This window comes from Stagnimonas sp. FW305-C-60 (assembly GCF_058782965.1).
Genome location: NZ_JBYSYF010000008.1, coordinates 1 through 15,481 on the forward strand (window position 1 = coordinate 1; position 15,481 = coordinate 15,481).

A 15,481-nucleotide genomic window follows, 5' to 3' on the forward strand; every position below is an offset into this window, starting at 1 on the left:
GTCTTGCCATGGTCAACGTGACCAATCGTGCCCACGTTTACGTGCGGCTTGTTACGGGAAAACTTTTCCTTGGCCATCGCTGCGCTCCGCGTCTAAATCAAAGAACTGTCATTAAAAAGATGGTGCTCACAATCGGGATCGAACTGACGAGGAGCTTTGCCCCTCGTCAAAACCCATGACCCGATCATTAGAGGTCATCGGTTCGCTTCCGATTGAAGCGGCCTGCATTTACATCTGAAAGGTGGTGCTCACAATCGGAATCGAACCGATGACCTCTTCCTTACCAAGAAAGTGCTCTACCGACTGAGCTATGTGAGCGCTGCTGCTAAATACTGCTTCTGCTGGAGCGGGTGATGGGAATCGAACCCACGCTATCAGCTTGGAAGGCTGAAGTTCTACCATTGAACTACACCCGCCGGAACCGCAAGAAAATCAACAAATAACTGGTGAAAATGGTGGAGGGAGAAGGATTCGAACCTTCGTAGACATAAGTCAGCAGATTTACAGTCTGCCCTCGTTGGCCGCTTGAGTATCCCTCCAGCAAACGAGCCCGAGATTCTCCGGGGTTGCACCCCATTCTGTCAAGACAGAGCGCCGGAATTCTAGAGGCTCTTGTGTGCCTCCAAGCGCTCCCAGCGCTGATAGGCGCTGGACAGCTCTTGGTTGAGCGCCGACACCCGCTTCTGCACTTCCACCGCCTTGGCCGGCTCGCGGCCGTACAGCTCGGCCAGCGACTCCCCCAGCTTGGCGATCTCGGCCTCCAGCTTCTCGATGCGCGCCGGCAGCTCCTGCAACTCGCGCTTCTCCTTGGGACTCAGCGCCTGCGTGGCCGCCACGGGGGGATGGACCACAGCCGGTGCCTCCGCCGCCCGAGCCGCGGGCTTAGTGGCCGCCACGGCCACCGGCGCCGGACGCTGGCGCAGCCAGTCGCTGTAGCCGCCGATGTATTCCGCCACCCGCCCGCCGCCTTCAAAGGCCAGGGTGCGGGTGACGACGTTGTCGAGAAAGGCGCGGTCGTGGCTGACCACCAGCACGGTACCGGCGAAGTCCAGCAACAGGTCTTCGAGCAGGTCGAGGGTCTCGACGTCGAGATCATTGGTCGGCTCGTCGAGCACCAGCAGATTGGCCGGCTGGCTGAACAACTGCGCCAGCAAGAGGCGCGAGCGCTCACCGCCAGACAGCACCCGCGTCGGACTGCGGGCGCGGTCGGGCGTGAACAGGAACTCCTGCAAATAGCCCATCACATGCTTGCGTTTGGCGTTGTCGCCCTCGCCGATGGTGACGAACTCCTTGCCGCCGGCGATGTTTTCCCAGACCGGCTTGTTCTCGTCGAGCGTGGCGCGCATCTGGTCGAACCAGGCGACTTCGATATTGGTGCCGGTCTTCAACTCGCCGGAGCTGGGCTGCAGACGCCCGAGCAGCAGGTTCAGCAGCGTGGTCTTGCCGGCGCCATTGGGGCCGATGATGCCGATCTTGTCGCCACGGATGACGTTGAGCGAAACATTACGCAGGATGGTGCGCCCGCCCACCGAGTAACCCACGTTCTTGGCCTCGGCCACCAGCTTGCCGGAGGCAGCGGCTTCCTGAACGATGAACTCCGCCTTGCCCTGCAGATTGCGCCGCTCGGCGTACTGCCGGCGCATCTCCAGCAGGCGGCCGACGCGGCCCATGTCGCGAGTGCGCCGGGCCTGGATGCCCTTGCGAATCCAGACTTCCTCCTGCGCCAGCTTCTTGTCGAACTCGAACTGGGTCTTGGCCTCCGAGGCCAGGCGCTCCTCGCGACGACGCAGGTAGTTTTCGTAGTCGCCGGGCCAGCTGGTCAGCTGGCCGCGGTCGAGTTCGACGATGCGGGTCGCCAGCCGGCGCAGGAAGGCACGGTCGTGAGTGATGAACAGCAGCGCCCCAGGCCAGGACAGAAGAAAACTCTCGATCCAGGCGATGCTGTCGAGATCGAGGTGGTTGGTGGGCTCGTCGAGCAGCAACAGATCCGGCTCCAGCGCCAGCGCGCGGCCCAGCAGGGCGCGGCGCTTGTAGCCACCGGAAAGATCGTTGAACAAGGTGTCGCCGGGCAGCTCCAGGCGGGTGACGATGGACTCCACCCGCGCGTCCAGCGTCCAGCCGTCACCGGCATCCAGACGCCCCTGCAGCTTGCCCATGCGATCCAGGATCTGGTCCAGGCGCTTGGGCTCGGCATGCTCGGACTCGGTGAGCAGATGGTGGTACTCGGCCAACACCTGACCAATCTCGCCGAGACCGCTGGCGACCACGTCGCGCACCGTGCCCGGCAGGCTGGCCGGGATGTCCTGCGGCATCTCGGCGATGCGCATGCCCGGCGCCTTGATCACCTCGCCGTCGTCCGCCACCTGGGTGCCAGCGATGATCCGCAGCAGCGTGGACTTGCCCTCGCCATTGCGGCCGAGCACGCAGACGCGCTCGCCGCGCTCCACCACCAGGCTGACGCGGTCGAGCAGCGGCGGGCCGCCGAAGCGGAGGGTGAGATTCTTGATGGTCAGCACGTGAAAGGAACTCGCTAAAGAGGAGCCAGGAGCAGCGCCTGCTGCTCGGCCGAGGACAGCGCGGCGAAAGCGCGCGGCTCCGCGGGAGGATCGAAATGGGACTGCAAGGCCAGCTGCCACCAGCCGACGTCATGCCAGGCGGCGCACTTGTACCCGACCCGACGGTAAATGCCCACCAGCGAGAAGCCGCAGGCCTCATGCAGGCCAACGCTGCCGGCGTTGGGCAAGGTGATGCCGGCATAGGCGTTATACAAGCCCAGCGCGCGCAGGATGTGGAACAGGCGAAGGTAGAGCCGCCGCCCCAGCCCCTGCCGATGCGCCTCCGGCGCCAGATAGATGCCGACATCCACGCCCCAGCGATAGGCGGCACGGCTGCGATGCTCGCTGGCGTAGGCATAGCCCAGAACCCTGCCCTCGCGCTCGACCACCAGCCAGGGGTAGCGCGCCAGTACCGTCTCCAGGCGACGGCCCATCTCGGCCGCGTCCGGCGGCGGGTCGATCTCGAAAGTGATGACCGTGTCGCTGACATAGGGCGCGTAGATCGCCGCGATGGCGGCGGCATCGGCGGTGGTGGCATAGCGGATGAGGGTGGTCATGGCGGGGACTCGCAAACCGGCTCGTTAAGTAGTGTTTACGGCAAGGAGTGCCGATCAGGTGCCACGCGGCTTTGCCCGCGCGGTGGCCTGCGCCGCCAGCGGATCGTCCGGCCAGGGATGGCGCGGATAGCGGCCACGCAGATCCTTCTTCACCTCAAAGTAGCTGCGCGCCCAGAAGCCGGCCAGATCGGCGGTAATGGCGATGGGCTTGCGCCCCGGCGAGAGCATGTGCAGCACCACCTTCACCCGGCCGTCGCAGACCGTCGGCGTGTCGCTGGCACCGAACATCTCCTGCAACTTCACTTCCAGCGCCGGTGCCTGGCCCGGCGTGTAGCCGAGCGCGTGGCGGTTGCCGCTGGGCGCGCTCAGATGGGTCGGCGCCAGGCGCGACAGCGCCTGCTGCTGCGGGTAGTCGAGCAGAGCGTTGAGCGCGCCCATCAGGTCCAGCTTGTCGAGATGGCTCAGCCGGCTCATGCCGTCCAGATAGGGCGAGAGCCAGTCTTCCAGGCTAGCCAGCAGGGCCTGGTCGCTCACCTCCGGCCAGCCGGCCTCCGGCTGCCAGTGGCGCAGCGACTCCACCCGCGCCTGCCAGCCGCGCGCACCCTCGCTCCAGGGCAGCGCATGGATGCCGGTAGCGCGGATGCCGGCGATCAGCGCGGCGCGGATCTGCTCGCGCGCGGCGGCATCCGGCTCGCGCAGGGGCCGCGCCGACAGCACGATGGCGCCCAAGCGCTCCTGTTGTTCGGCCTGCACCGCGCCGAGGCTGGCATCCCAGCGCACCAGCGCTTCGCGGCGCAGGCGGCCGCTGTGTTCGGCGCGCAATTGCGCCTCGTCCAGCGGGGCGGCGAGGCGGATGCGGCGCTGGTTGTTCTCGATACTCCAGTGGGCGATGGCCAACCAGTCGGCGCGCGCCAGCGGATCGGTTTCCGGCAGCCGCGCCTCGCCGCCGTCGGCGCAGAGGAAGGCCACCTCGCGCTGCTGGCGACCGCTGTCGCGGCTGCCCTCGCGGCGGCGCGCCAGACGCTCGGGAAAGGCGTGGGAGAGCAGTACCGCGACGGCGTCCTCTCCTCCCCCCGCCTGCGGGGGGGCGTTTGGCTCCAGCGGGACTGACTTAATGTCAGTCCCGATCCGGCCAAACGCGGGAGGGGGGCGGTCGGGCGTGAACCGCCCCCTCCCCGACCCTCCCCCGCTCGCGGGGGAGGGAGAATCCAGCAGGCGAAGGAACTGCCGCACCGCGTCCTGCACCCGCCGCAGCTGTCCCGGATCGCCGCGACCGGCGCGCAAGCGGGCGACGCGCTCGCCGGCATCGCTGCCGCCGTCGGCCTCGCGCTCCTCCAGCGCCGCCGCCAGCCAGGCCGCCAGCTCGCCCTGCCCGCGCGCCTGCCCTTGCAGCAGCAGATGCGCCAGACGCGGCGCGGTGGGCAGGCGCGCCAGCTGACGGCCGTGCAGCGTGATCCGGCCCTGGGCGTCGATGGCGCCCATCGCCAGCAGCAGTTCGCGGGCATAGCTCCAGTTGGCGGCGGTCGGCGCGTCCAGCAGGCGCAGCTGCGCCGGGTCACTGATGCCCCAGCCGGCCAGTTCCAGCGCGAAGCGGCTGAGGTCGGCGGCGAGGATTTCCGGGGTGTCGTGCGCCACCAGGCGGCCGTGCTGCTCCTGCGACCACAGCCGGTAGGCGGTGCCCGGCCCGAGACGGCCGGCGCGGCCGGCGCGCTGGTCGGCCGAGGCGCGCGACACCCGCCGCGTCTCCAGCACATTGGCGCCGGCGCCGAGATCGAAGCGGGCAATGCGCAACAGGCCGCCATCGACCACCGTGGTCACGCCCTCGACGGTCAGCGAGGTCTGGGCGATGTTGGTGGCGAGGATCAGCTTGCGCCGACCCTCGGCGTCCGGGCGCAAGGCCAGATCCTGCAAGTCGCTGGACAGCTCGCCGTACAGCGGCCGGATCGCCAGCTCGCGGTAGCGCTCGGCAACCCGGCGCTCGACGCCACGGATTTCGCGGGCGCCGGGCAGAAAGCAGAGGATGTCGCCCTCGGTTTCGGCCAGCGCGCTGCTCACCAGCGCCGCCACCGCCTCGTCGTGCGCGGCCTCCGGGCGCCCGGGCCGGTAGCGGATGTCCACCGGGTAGAGGCTGCCGCCGGCGCTGACGATGGGCGCGCCATCCAGCAGAGCCGCGACCCGCTCGGTATCCAGCGTCGCCGACATCACCAGCAGGCGCAGTTCGGGATTCAGGTTGTCGCGGGCGTCGAGGGCGAGCGCCAGCGCCAGGTCGGCATCGAGGCTGCGCTCGTGGAACTCGTCGAAGATCACCAGGCCCACGCCCGGCAGCTCCGGGTCAGCCTGCAGGCGGCGGGTGAGCAACCCCTCGGTGACCACCTCGATGCGCGTCTCGGGGCCGATGCGGCGCTCGAAGCGGATCTGGTAGCCCACCCGGCCACCGACCTTCTCACCCAGGAGCGCCGCCATGCGCGCCGCGGCGGCGCGCGCCGCCACCCGACGTGGCTCCAGCAGGACGATCTTCTTGCCAGCCAGCCAGGGCTCGTCGAGCAGGGCCAGCGGAATAGTGGTGGTCTTGCCCGAGCCCGGCGGCGCCGCCAGCACCGCCCGCCCACCGGTGCGCAGCGCCGCCCGCAGGGCGGGCAGGGCTTCGAGCGCGGGATAGTCGGGCAGCTTCATGGGGCGCGCATTGTCCCCGATGCGCGACAATTCGCCCATGAGTGAAATCGAATTGCACCGCAAGCTGCTGGGCGACGAGGCCCGCAACGCCGCCTTCCATGCCGCCCTGAAGTCGGTGATCGTGCCGGGCAAGAGCACGGTCGCCGACCTGGGCGCCGGCACCGGTTTTCTGTCCTTCCTGGCACGGCAACTGGGCGCCACGCACTGCACCCTGATCGAGTACACCGATACCCTGAATCTGGCCCAGGAGCTGGCGCGACAGAACCGCATCGACGGCCTGAGCTTCATCCAGGGCCACTCGGCCGAGCTGAAGCGGCCGCCCAAGGTCGACATCGTGGTCTCGGAAACCCTGGGCAACTACGCGCTGGAAGAGGGCCTGCTGGAAACCCTGGCCGACGCCCGCCGCTACCTGAAGAAGAACGGCGTGCTGATCCCCTGCGGCCTGCGGCAGTTCGTCGCGCCGGTGCTGAGCCCGCGCCTGCAGGACGAGATCGACATCTGGCCCCGGGTCGGCTACGGCATCCGTCTCGACGAAGCCCGGCGGGTGAGCCTCAACAACATGTACGTGCGCCGTATCGAGACCGCCGATCTCGGCGGCGACGAGACGCTGGCCAAGGTCTGGGACCGTCTGGAGTTCCGCGCCGATGCCGAGCCGGCGCCCTCGCTGCGGCGGCAGAGCCTGCACTGGTCGGCGAAGCTGCTCGGCGAGGCCAGCGTCCACGGCTGGGCGCTGTGGTGGGAAGCCGATCTGGTGCCCGGGATCAGCCTGTCCACCGCGCCGAGCGCACTCGCCACCCATTGGGATCAGGTCTATCTGCCGCTGCTGCAACCGGTGAGTCTGGCGGCCGGCGAAACCCTGGAGCTGACGCTGACCAGCGACACCCGCGCGGAGGTCGGCGTGCGCGTCGGCTGGCGCAGCCGCCGGCTCGCCGAAGGCAAGGCCCTGCACACGCAGGAGCAGGACATCATGCAAGGGAGGCTCTGAACCCGTGCTCAAGAAGCTGCTGTGGCTGGCACTGGCGGTCGCGGTACTGGTATTCGGCGGCATCGCCGGCCTGGCCTGGCTGGCGCCGGACACCGCCACCCGCCTGGCGATCAAAGCCGAGCGCCGCGCCTCGGGTCTGAGCGAGCGCCGGGTGACGGTCGATGGCCTCACCTGGGCACTGCTGGAGGGTGGGCCGGCGGGCGACAGCGCGCCGCCTCTGGTGCTGATCCACGGCTTCGGTGGCGACAAGGACAACTGGACCCGCGTCGTCCGCACGCTGACCCAGACCCAGCGGGTGATCATCCCCGACCTGATCGGCTTCGGCGACAGCGACAAGCCGCCGATCACTGCCGGCTACACCGTGCCGCAGCAGACCGAGCGCCTGCACCGTCTGCTGCAGCAGCTGGGAGTGAACAAGCTGCACCTGGGCGGCAACAGCATGGGTGGCTGGATCGCCAGCACCTATGCCGCCGCCCATCCCGACGCGGTGCTGAGCCTCTGGCTGCTGGCTCCGGCCGGCGTCGCCAATGCCGACAAGAGCGAGATGACGCGTTTCATGGAAACCGGCGGCGCCCTGCCCCTGGTGGTGCACGACCGCGCTGAATTCGACGCCCGCCTGGACTGGGTGTTCGGCAGCGCGCCACCGCTGCCCGGCTTCGTGCGCAAGACCATGACCGCCCGCGCCATCGCCAATGCCGCCTTGCATGAAGAAATTCGCCAGCAGCTCTACGGCGTCTCGCCGCCGCAGGAGACCGTGCTCAGCGATAGCCCGGCGGCGCAGTTGCCGGCGCTGATCGTCTGGGGCGGCAAGGACCGAATACTGCATAGCTCCGGCGCCGGCGTGCTGCGCGGCTTGATGCCGAACTCGACCTCCATCCTGCTGCCCGGCGTCGGCCATCTGCCGATGGTCGAGCAGCCCCGGCAATGCGCCGCCGACTATCTGAAGTGGCGCGCCGGGCTGCTGCCCTGAGCCTTTTCAGCGCGGCGGCGGCGGCCGGGTCTGCCGCTCCAGCTCGGCGATCCAGACCAGCGCGTGTTCGCGGCTGTCGCCGCACATCTCCGGCTCGGGTCTTAAGCTGGCGCAGACGCGCGGCCGGGTCGGCTCGTGGAAGATCGCGCAGCGCAGATCCTCGGTGAGATATCCGCAGCGCACGCCCGCCGGCTTGCCCTGCGGGTGCAGCGGCATGGGCGAGGAGATCGACAGCGCGATGCAGCAGGCACCGCAACCCGGCCGGCAATTCATCGGCAGGAACGGCGGGCAGCCGCGATAATGGGGGCATTCATTTCCGCCATTTCAGCACACGATGAGCGACGACAGCCCCAAGACCACGTCCGAAACCTTCCTGCGCGAGCTGGTTGCCCAGCTTGATCTGGAGACTCTGGAACTCAATCTGTTCCGCGGCAGCTCCCGCGATCTCGGCGGCCGCAGCGTGTTCGGCGGGCAGGTGATCGGCCAGGCCATCGTCGCCGCCACCCGCACCGTCGAAGGCCGCATGCCGCATTCGCTGCATGCCTACTTCCTGCTGCCCGGCGACATGAACGCGCCCATCGTCTACGAGGTGGACCGCATCCGCGACGGCGGCAGCTTCAGCGCCCGCCGCGTGCAGGCGATCCAGCACGGCCGGCCGATCCTGTCGATGATCGCCTCCTTCCAGGTGCCGGAAGACGGCCTGGAGCACCAGGTGGCGATGCCGGATGTGCCGACGCCGGAGTCGCTGAAGTCGACCGCCGAGCTGATCCCGCAATGGATCGCCGAGGCCGGCGAGGTGCATCCGCGCATCCTCGCCTCGCTCAAGCGCGCCGAAGTGCTGGAATTCCGCCCGGTGTATCCCTGGAGCCCGCTCAAGCCGAACATCACCGAGCCGCGCCAGGCAATCTGGTTTCGCATCGGCCAGAATCTGCCGGACGACCCCATCCTGCATCGCTGCCTGTTGGCCTACGCCAGCGACTTCAACCTGATCGGCACCGCGCTGCGCCCGCACGGCAAGAGCTGGTATTCGCCGGACATGGTGGTGGCCTCGCTGGACCACGCGCTGTGGTTCCACCGCGATCTGCGCGTCGACGACTGGCTGCTCTACTCGATGGACTCGCCCACCTCCCAGAGCGCTCGCGGCATGACTCGTGGTCAGGTGTTTGATCGGCAGGGGCGTCTGGTGGCGAGCGTGGCGCAGGAAGGCTTGTTGCGGCTCACCGACAAGAAGGCCTGAGGCCCTCTCCCTCTGAATTGCCTCCTGGCATTTTTCCTTCTCCTTGCGGGGGGAAGTGGAATGCAGTTCGCGCGTTCGCGCTCTTTTGGCTGCGTGCGTGTTGAGAGCTTTTTTCGCCTCTTGGCGACTCACTTTTCTTTGCTTGTGCAAAGAAAAGTAAGCAAAAGAAAGCACCCCCCTGCGTAGCGCCCCCTACGGGGGTAAACCTGCGATGCTCGGTCTCCGGGGGACGCCGGCGAACTCGGCGCCCTATAGGCGCCTCAAACAGGCGCCGGCTTCCATACCCCCGGAGACCTCCGCTTCTCGGCGCCACGAAGGGGACCGGACCATCTACAGCACGGCGGTCTTCGCCTGCCGCAAAGACAGAAGCAACCGAAGGCGCGCGCTTCGCTCGCGCGATGTTGGCGCAGCCAACGAGCCTGAGTGCTGTTGATGTGGCTTTTGACTTGCCCTCCCCTTCGTAAGCGCCGAGAAGCGCAGTGGACGGGGGGTATGGAAGCGCCCGCATGTTCGAGGCGCCTATAGGGCACCGAGTTCGGGCGCGCCCCCCCGGCCACGAGCATCGCAGGGTACCCCGTAGGGGCGCGACGCAGGGGGGTGCTTTCTTTTGCTTACTTTTCTTTGCACAAGCAAAGAAAAGTGAGTCGCCAAGAGGCGAAAAAAAGACCTCAGACAGCACACACAAGGCAGAGCGCGAACGCGCGAACCGCACACACAGCCCAACGCGAAAACACTGCACTCCGCTCCTCGCGCACTTGCCACGACCACAACATCTGCGCAAATGCCGCACTGCAACCCGCCATCCAGCCAGCACACTCAGTTGTACAAGTGCTCCGCCGCCATCTTCTCCAGCCCGCCGCGGTAGTAGTCGAAGCGCTGCGCCAGCTCGCGGTAGGTCGCGGTCAGGCCGAACTCGTCGGCCAGCGGATGCCGTGAGGCCATGTGGAAGCGCGAAGCACCCATGTCGCGGTAATAGCCCAGGGTCACCGGCCGGCGCTTGTAGCGGTGGCGGTGTTCCACCCACTCGGCGCAGACGCCGCCGAGAAACAGCGAGTAGTTGGCGATGTGCGCCTGCACCACGAAGCGGCGCGAGGCATCGGCGGCCTGCTCTTCCATCACCAGATCGACCAGGTAGTCGTAGGCGGTGTCGTCGCCGTCCTGCACCCGGCGCAGACGCTCGGCGCGGCTGAACAGGGCCAGCAGATGGGCGATGTAGTGCAGGGCCTGCTGCTCCTGGCGATTGCGCCGGCCCGGCAGGGCGTTGCGCAGCATCACCTCGAACCAGAGCTGCGGCGAGACCGGCAGATCGAGGGTGTCGGCGTCGCGCAGGGCGGCGTACACGTAGTCGGCGTCGAGCATGGAGTCGAGGGTGTTGAAGAACTGGCCGACCTCGGTGATGGCGCGGGCGATGTCGATCTTTCCCGGGAAGCGCTCGAACAGGAAGTTGAGATCGCGGGCCGGCAATGGCGGATGGCCAAGCTGGGCGAAATCGGGCGTCTGCATGCGTATTACCTCCGGTGCTGAACTACCTTCCCTTGCCTTGAGGTTCTGCAAAGTCCAGGCCAGTTCACCAGCCAGGAAGCCGACGCTCCCTGCCCGCCAGCGCGCCGGAAAGACAAAGCCCCAGCTAGCCGGACTGCTGCTCGCGCCAGGCCGAGGGGCTGAGGCCGGTCCAGCGCCGGAAGGCGCGGCTGAAACTGCTGGCGTCGGAGAAACCCAGCAGGAAGGCAATCTCGTTGAGCGAGATCCGCGCCTCGCGCAGCTGCGCCAGCGCCAGTTCGCGGCGGGTGTCGTCGAGCAGATTCTCGTAGCGCAGGCCGCGTTCGGCGAGTTTGCGTTGCAGGCTGCGCAGGCTCAGGTGCAGGGCCGCGGCCAGCTCGGCGGCGGTGGGTTCGCCATCCGGCAGGCGCTCGATCAGCAGGGCGCGCAGCCGCGCCGGCAGGTCGGCCTGGTCCAGCCGCGCCAGTTGCTGCGCGGCCAGGCCTTCGTTGATGCGCGCCAGCTCGGCGTTGGCGCCTTCCAGCGGCCGATCGAAGTCGGCGGCGGCGAACACCAGGCGGTTGTCGGCGGCCCCGAAGGACACCGGCGCGTGAAAGGCGCGCCGATAGGGCTCGATCTGCGCCGGCGGCGCCCGCCGCAACTGCACCCGCAGCGGCAGCACGCTGCGCCCGGAGAGGCCGCGCACGGTGCGCACCTGCAGGGCGGCGAAGGCATCGGTGGCCTCCTCGGCCGGCGCCGCCTCGCCGCGGACGGTGTGCAGCAGCAGATGGCACTCCTCGCCCTGGCGCTCCAGTTTCAGCTCGCCGGCGTCGGTGACGATGCGGCAGTAGCGCTCCGCGCGGGCATAGGCCTCGGCCAGGGTGGCGCTGGCGGCCAGCGCATAGCCCAGAGCCTGGAAAGTGGTGGGCTGCACCTGACGCGCCACCCGCAAGCCGAAGGCGGGGTCGCCGCTGGCGGCGACCGCCAGCTGCCAGAGCCGGCGGGTCTGCGCCACCGGCAGGCGCGCGTCGGGATCGGCCAGGCGCTCGGGCGCGATGCCGGCCTCGGCCAGCAGGGCCTCGGCGTCGAGTCCGGCGGCCAGCAGGGCCTTGCGGATCGCGCGGGTCCAACTGGCGAGGGCGGTGAAGGCGTCTGGCTTGGCGTCTGCGGTCAAGCGATTGGCGCGCCGGGCTGGGCGCGGGTAAGGGGTTGGCTCCTAGAGTCTGCGACACAAACCCCGAGCCCGTCACCGACCTCCATGAGCACTGCCGCCTACAGCGACGCCGAGAAGACCGCCCGCATCAAGACCGTGGTCTACGCCGCCGGCGAGAGCCTGCGCAAGCGCCACCCCTGGCTGCGCCGGCAGGACGCCATCGGCGCCGGGATCATGGCCTTTGCGCTCGCCGGCATGGGCCTATCCGGCTGGCTCTACTACCGCGGCGATCTTGCCTGGTGGCTGTGCCTGCCGCTGTCGGCCTTCTTCGCCTCGCTGATCCACGAGCTGGAGCACGACCTCATCCACCTGATGTACTTCCGCAAGCGGCCCCTGCCCCACCATCTGATGATGGCGCTGTGCTGGCTCTCGCGCCCCGGCACCATCAATCCCTGGATCCGCCGCAAGCTGCACTTCCAGCACCACAAGTATTCCGGCAGCCACCGCGATCTCGAAGAACGCGGCATCACCAACGGCCAGCCCTGGGGACTCAAGCGCTTCCTGATGCTCGGCGACTGGCTGCTGGCCCTGTGGCTGCGGGTGCCGCAGATGCCCAATACCAAGCGCAAGCTGCTGCTGGCCTTCGCCGCCCCGCTGGGCTATTTCCCGCTGGGCTGGATCCACCTCGCGATCTGGTACTGCTTCCTGGGCTTTCACGGCGCCAACCTCTACGCCGCGCTGAGCGGCAGCGAGATCGCCTGGAGCGCGGCGACGCTGGCACGCATGCCCTGGATCGACCTCGCGACGGTGGTCTGGGTCGGCCCCAACCAGTTGCGCATGTTCTGCCTGCATTTGGTCAGCTCCAACATGCACTACTACGGCGATGTCGAGGCGGACAACGTGATCCAGCAGACCCAGGTGCTGAACCCCTGGTGGCTGCTGCCGTTCCAGCTGTTCTGCTTCAACTTCGGCAGCACCCATGCCATCCATCACTTCGTGGTGAAGGAGCCCTTCTACATCCGCCAGTGGACGGCGAAGCAGGCGCACGCGGTGATGCGCGAGATGGGCGTGCGCTTCAACGACACCGGCAGCTTCGCGCGCGCCAACCGCTGGCAGCGCAGCACCGTGGTCACGCCGGCTCAGGCGGAAGGCTTGGCACTGCGATAGCGCTGCGGGCTGCGGCCCGCCCAGCGCTGGAAGGCATGGATGAAGGCCGCCGGCTCGGCATAGCCGAGCTGGTCGGAGATCGCCTCGATGCTCAGGCGACTGTGCTCCAGCAGCTCGCGCGCCTTGCGGTAGCGCGCCTCAGCGGCCAGGGCGCGGAAGCTCAGCCCCTCCTCGGCCAGACGCCGGCGCAGCGTGCGCTCGGCGAGGCCGAAGTAGCGCGCCACCCGGGCGGCGCTGGGCGCGCGGTCGTCGAACAGTTGCAGGCAGTTGCGCACCTGCTCGGCCAGCCGATCCGGGCTCTGCAGCTGCTCGACCAGTTGCTCGTCGCAGAGCCGGCGGTACAGCGCATGGGTGGCCGGGTCGTGCGCCGGAAAGCGCAGTTGCAGCAGCTCGCGACGGAACCAGAATCGCGCCTGCGTCTCGCCCCACTGCACCGGGCAGCCGAAATGGCTCTCGTAGGCCGCCGCCTCCGGTGGCCGCGGATAGGGCAGATCGACCCGCTGCGGACGCAAGTCGACGCCAATGCTGGCCTGGATGTCGCGGATCAGCTTGTAGGTGCCGGACATCTCGCCATCGACGCGAAAGCGGAAGGCGCGGCCCGGCAGCGGCGGCGGCTCCAGGCACAGCGCGCTCAAGGGATCGCCGGGCAGGAAGCTCAGGCTGCTGTAGAGATAGGTCAGCCGCTGGTAGCGCACCCCGCAGGCGAAGGCCTCGCCGGCATTGGCGCAGGTGATCAGCAGCATCGACAGCGGGCCATAGCCGGCGAAGCTGAAGTGACGGCCGCTCTTCAGGCCGGCGAGAGGGTCGCGCAGCACTTCCGCCACCTCGCAATGGATGCGCAGCTCCAGCGTGCGGTCGATGCGCGCCGAAGGGTCGATGCGGTCGAGATCGAGGCCGTGCCGGGCCAGCACCGGCGCCACGTCCTCGCCCAGGCTGCGCAGGCCTTGCAGGCTGTACATCAACCCCAGGATCGAACGCTTGGTCATGCCGGGACACTCCAAACCGGCAATTGCCGGCGGCCGAATTTATCAATTTACAGCCGCTGACAGCATGGTGGCGCCCAAGTCGCGGCCCTAGATTGGGCAGGCACCCGAGGAGGTGCTCATTACTAGTAGAGGTCGAAATGAATGCCAGTACCCGCCAGTCCAGTCTTCCCCCGATCGAAACCGAGGTGGCCATCGTCGGCGCCGGCTTCGGCGGTCTGTGCATGGCCATCAAGCTGCTGGAGGCCGGCCGCAAGGACTTCCTGATTCTGGAGAAGGCCGACGAGGTCGGTGGCACCTGGCGCGACAACGGCTACCCGGGCGCGGCCTGCGATGTGCAGTCGCACCTCTACTCCTTCTCCTTCGCGCCGAAGACCGACTGGAGCCAGCGCTACGCCGGCTGGCGCGAGATCCAGGACTACATCCTCGACGTCACCGAGCGCTACCAGTTGCGCCCCTACCTGCGCTTCGGCCAGGAGGTGATCGGCGCCCGCTTTCGCGAGGACGAGGGCCGCTGGGAGATCCAGACCCGCGGCGGCGCCACCATCCTCGCCCGCCACTGGGTGCTGGCCTCGGGGCCGCTGCATGTGCCGGCGATTCCGGAGATTCCTGGCCTAGCCAAGTTCAAGGGCAAGCTCTTCCACTCCGCGCAGTGGGACCACAGTTACGACCTCAACGGCAAGACCGTGGCCTCGATCGGCACCGGCGGCAGCGCCATCCAGTACCTGCCGGAGATCGCGCCCAAGGTGAAGCAGCTGCACGTCTTCCAGCGCACCGCCGCCTGGGTGATTCCGCGCGACGTGCGCAAGTACTCGGAGTTCCGCAAGAAGCTGTTCGCCCAGTCCACGCTGCTGCGCAAGCTGCACCGCGCGCGGCTGTACTGGACCAACGAGTCGCGGGTCTGGCCGATCTTCCACCCGGCGCTGGCGCGCGGCCTGCAGAAGCTCGCCGAGATGTTCCTGCGCTCGCAGGTCAAGGACCCGGAGCTGCGTCGCAAGCTGACGCCGGACTACACCATCGGCTGCAAGCGGGTGCTGATCTCCAACGTCTACTACCCCACCTTCAACCGTCCGAACGTGGCGCTGATCACCGAGGGCATCAAGGAGATCCGCGAGCACAGCATCGTCACCCGCGACGGCGTCGAGCGGCCGGTGGACTGCATCGTGCTCGGCACCGGCTTCGTGGTCGATCCGCGCGTGTACATGAAGGGCTTCACGCTCAGCGGCCGCGATGGCCACGAGCTGGGCCGGGACTGGCAGCGGGCGCCAGAAGCTTATCTGGGCACCACGGTCAGCGGCTATCCCAACATGTTCCAGTTGGTCGGCCCCGGCACCGCGCTGGGCCACAACTCCATCATCTTCATGATCGAGGCCCAGGTTCGCTACATCCTCGACTGCCTGAAGCAGCTCGATGCGCAGGGCGCCGACTACCTCGACCTCAAACCCGAGGTGCAGCGCGAGTTCAACACCGAGTTGCAGTCCAAGCTCAAGGGCTCGGTGTGGTCCACCGGCTGCAAGAGCTGGTACCAGACCGCCGAGGGCGTCAACTTCACCATGTGGCCCTGGTCGACCTGGCGCTTCTGGCTGCGCACCCAGCGGGTGCAGCCCGAGGACTATCACTGGCTGCGAGCCACTAAGACGGTGAATAACAAAGCCGTAACGACTACCTAGACGGTCCGCCGCTTCGACGCTGGTCAATTGCCGTGGCCTTGGCCGGGCCTTC

General features: G+C 68.1%; 12 protein-coding genes, 3 tRNA genes and 1 pseudogene. 5 read left to right on the forward strand and 11 right to left on the reverse strand.

All coding sequences use genetic code 11. From position 1 onward, the window contains the following. The 7 genes and pseudogenes from AC3WT6_RS16145 to hrpB all read right to left on the reverse strand — a co-directional run. Positions 1–77, reverse strand: a pseudogene (locus AC3WT6_RS16145) (hypothetical protein); the annotation flags it as partial. Between the two features lie 165 nt (positions 78–242). Continuing rightward, positions 243–318 (reverse strand) — tRNA-Thr (locus AC3WT6_RS16150). 24 nt (positions 319–342) lie between these two features. After that, positions 343–416, reverse strand: a tRNA-Gly gene (locus AC3WT6_RS16155). 37 nt (positions 417–453) lie between these two features. After that, positions 454–539, reverse strand: a tRNA-Tyr gene (locus tag AC3WT6_RS16160). Positions 540–602: 63 nt separating this feature from the next. Next, entirely contained in the window at positions 603–2,516 is a 1,914-nt protein-coding gene (locus AC3WT6_RS16165; protein ID WP_492654634.1) for an ATP-binding cassette domain-containing protein, read from the reverse strand. Between the two features lie 14 nt (positions 2,517–2,530). Continuing rightward, a complete protein-coding gene (locus AC3WT6_RS16170; RefSeq protein ID WP_492654635.1) occupies positions 2,531–3,112 on the reverse strand; it encodes an arsinothricin resistance N-acetyltransferase ArsN1 family B in 582 nt (193 codons plus the stop codon). A 54-nt stretch (positions 3,113–3,166) separates the two neighbouring features. Continuing rightward, a complete protein-coding gene (hrpB, locus tag AC3WT6_RS16175) occupies positions 3,167–5,785 on the reverse strand; it encodes an ATP-dependent helicase HrpB (RefSeq protein ID WP_492654636.1) in 2,619 nt (872 codons plus the stop codon). Between the two features lie 37 nt (positions 5,786–5,822). On the opposite strand from hrpB, the gene AC3WT6_RS16180 reads away from it, so the two are divergent. Beyond that, positions 5,823–6,770 carry a methyltransferase domain-containing protein gene (locus AC3WT6_RS16180; RefSeq protein WP_492654637.1) on the forward strand — a complete coding sequence of 316 codons (948 nt, stop codon included), beginning with the start codon at positions 5,823–5,825 and terminating at the stop codon, positions 6,768–6,770. 4 nt (positions 6,771–6,774) lie between these two features. Continuing rightward, the gene (locus AC3WT6_RS16185; RefSeq protein WP_492654638.1) at positions 6,775–7,740 is read left to right on the forward strand and encodes an alpha/beta fold hydrolase; all 966 of its coding nucleotides are present in this window, start codon (positions 6,775–6,777) and stop codon (positions 7,738–7,740) included. A 6-nt stretch (positions 7,741–7,746) separates the two neighbouring features. Here AC3WT6_RS16185 and AC3WT6_RS16190 read toward each other — a convergent pair whose 3' ends face one another. Beyond that, positions 7,747–8,013 (reverse strand): YkgJ family cysteine cluster protein, encoded by a 267-nt coding sequence (locus tag AC3WT6_RS16190; RefSeq protein ID WP_492654639.1) that lies wholly within the window; start codon positions 8,011–8,013, stop codon positions 7,747–7,749. A 61-nt stretch (positions 8,014–8,074) separates the two neighbouring features. On the opposite strand from AC3WT6_RS16190, the gene tesB reads away from it, so the two are divergent. Further along, on the forward strand, positions 8,075–8,977 hold the full coding sequence (gene tesB, locus AC3WT6_RS16195; RefSeq protein ID WP_492654640.1) for an acyl-CoA thioesterase II: 903 nt from the start codon (positions 8,075–8,077) through the stop codon (positions 8,975–8,977). A gap of 816 nt (positions 8,978–9,793) precedes the next feature. Here tesB and AC3WT6_RS16200 read toward each other — a convergent pair. Together AC3WT6_RS16200 and AC3WT6_RS16205 are read right to left on the reverse strand one after the other, a co-directional pair. Then, complete coding sequence (locus AC3WT6_RS16200; RefSeq protein WP_492654641.1) at positions 9,794–10,480, reverse strand: hypothetical protein; 687 nt, start codon at positions 10,478–10,480, stop codon at positions 9,794–9,796. A 124-nt stretch (positions 10,481–10,604) separates the two neighbouring features. After that, positions 10,605–11,630 (reverse strand): AraC family transcriptional regulator, encoded by a 1,026-nt coding sequence (locus tag AC3WT6_RS16205; protein WP_492654642.1) that lies wholly within the window; start codon positions 11,628–11,630, stop codon positions 10,605–10,607. An 84-nt stretch (positions 11,631–11,714) separates the two neighbouring features. Between AC3WT6_RS16205 and AC3WT6_RS16210 the strand changes: the two genes are divergently transcribed. Further along, positions 11,715–12,776: a fatty acid desaturase gene (locus AC3WT6_RS16210; protein WP_492654643.1), complete on the forward strand. Its 1,062-nt coding sequence runs from the start codon at positions 11,715–11,717 to the stop codon at positions 12,774–12,776. Here AC3WT6_RS16210 and AC3WT6_RS16215 read toward each other — a convergent pair. After that, positions 12,749–13,762, reverse strand: coding sequence for an AraC family transcriptional regulator (locus AC3WT6_RS16215; RefSeq protein ID WP_492654644.1), 1,014 nt, complete (start codon positions 13,760–13,762; stop codon positions 12,749–12,751). The two genes, AC3WT6_RS16210 and AC3WT6_RS16215, sit on opposite strands and share 28 nt — an antisense overlap. A gap of 137 nt (positions 13,763–13,899) precedes the next feature. Here AC3WT6_RS16215 and AC3WT6_RS16220 point away from each other — a divergent pair, with 137 nt between their 5' ends. Beyond that, positions 13,900–15,429: a flavin-containing monooxygenase gene (locus AC3WT6_RS16220; RefSeq protein ID WP_492654645.1), complete on the forward strand. Its 1,530-nt coding sequence runs from the start codon at positions 13,900–13,902 to the stop codon at positions 15,427–15,429. Positions 15,430–15,481: the final 52 nt, after the last annotated feature.

Bases quoted from the DNA above. Each gene is read 5' to 3' on its own strand.
- tesB (WP_492654640.1), top strand. From the start codon at position 8,075: ATGAGCGACGACAGCCCCAAGACCACGTCCGAAACCTTCCTGCGCGAG.
- AC3WT6_RS16215 (WP_492654644.1), bottom strand. From the start codon at position 13,762: ATGACCAAGCGTTCGATCCTGGGGTTGATGTACAGCCTGCAAGGCCTG.
- hrpB (WP_492654636.1), bottom strand. From the start codon at position 5,785: ATGAAGCTGCCCGACTATCCCGCGCTCGAAGCCCTGCCCGCCCTGCGG.
- AC3WT6_RS16220 (WP_492654645.1), top strand. From the start codon at position 13,900: ATGAATGCCAGTACCCGCCAGTCCAGTCTTCCCCCGATCGAAACCGAG.
- AC3WT6_RS16180 (WP_492654637.1), top strand. From the start codon at position 5,823: ATGAGTGAAATCGAATTGCACCGCAAGCTGCTGGGCGACGAGGCCCGC.
- AC3WT6_RS16200 (WP_492654641.1), bottom strand. From the start codon at position 10,480: ATGCAGACGCCCGATTTCGCCCAGCTTGGCCATCCGCCATTGCCGGCC.
- AC3WT6_RS16210 (WP_492654643.1), top strand. From the start codon at position 11,715: ATGAGCACTGCCGCCTACAGCGACGCCGAGAAGACCGCCCGCATCAAG.
- AC3WT6_RS16170 (WP_492654635.1), bottom strand. From the start codon at position 3,112: ATGACCACCCTCATCCGCTATGCCACCACCGCCGATGCCGCCGCCATC.
- AC3WT6_RS16190 (WP_492654639.1), bottom strand. From the start codon at position 8,013: ATGAATTGCCGGCCGGGTTGCGGTGCCTGCTGCATCGCGCTGTCGATC.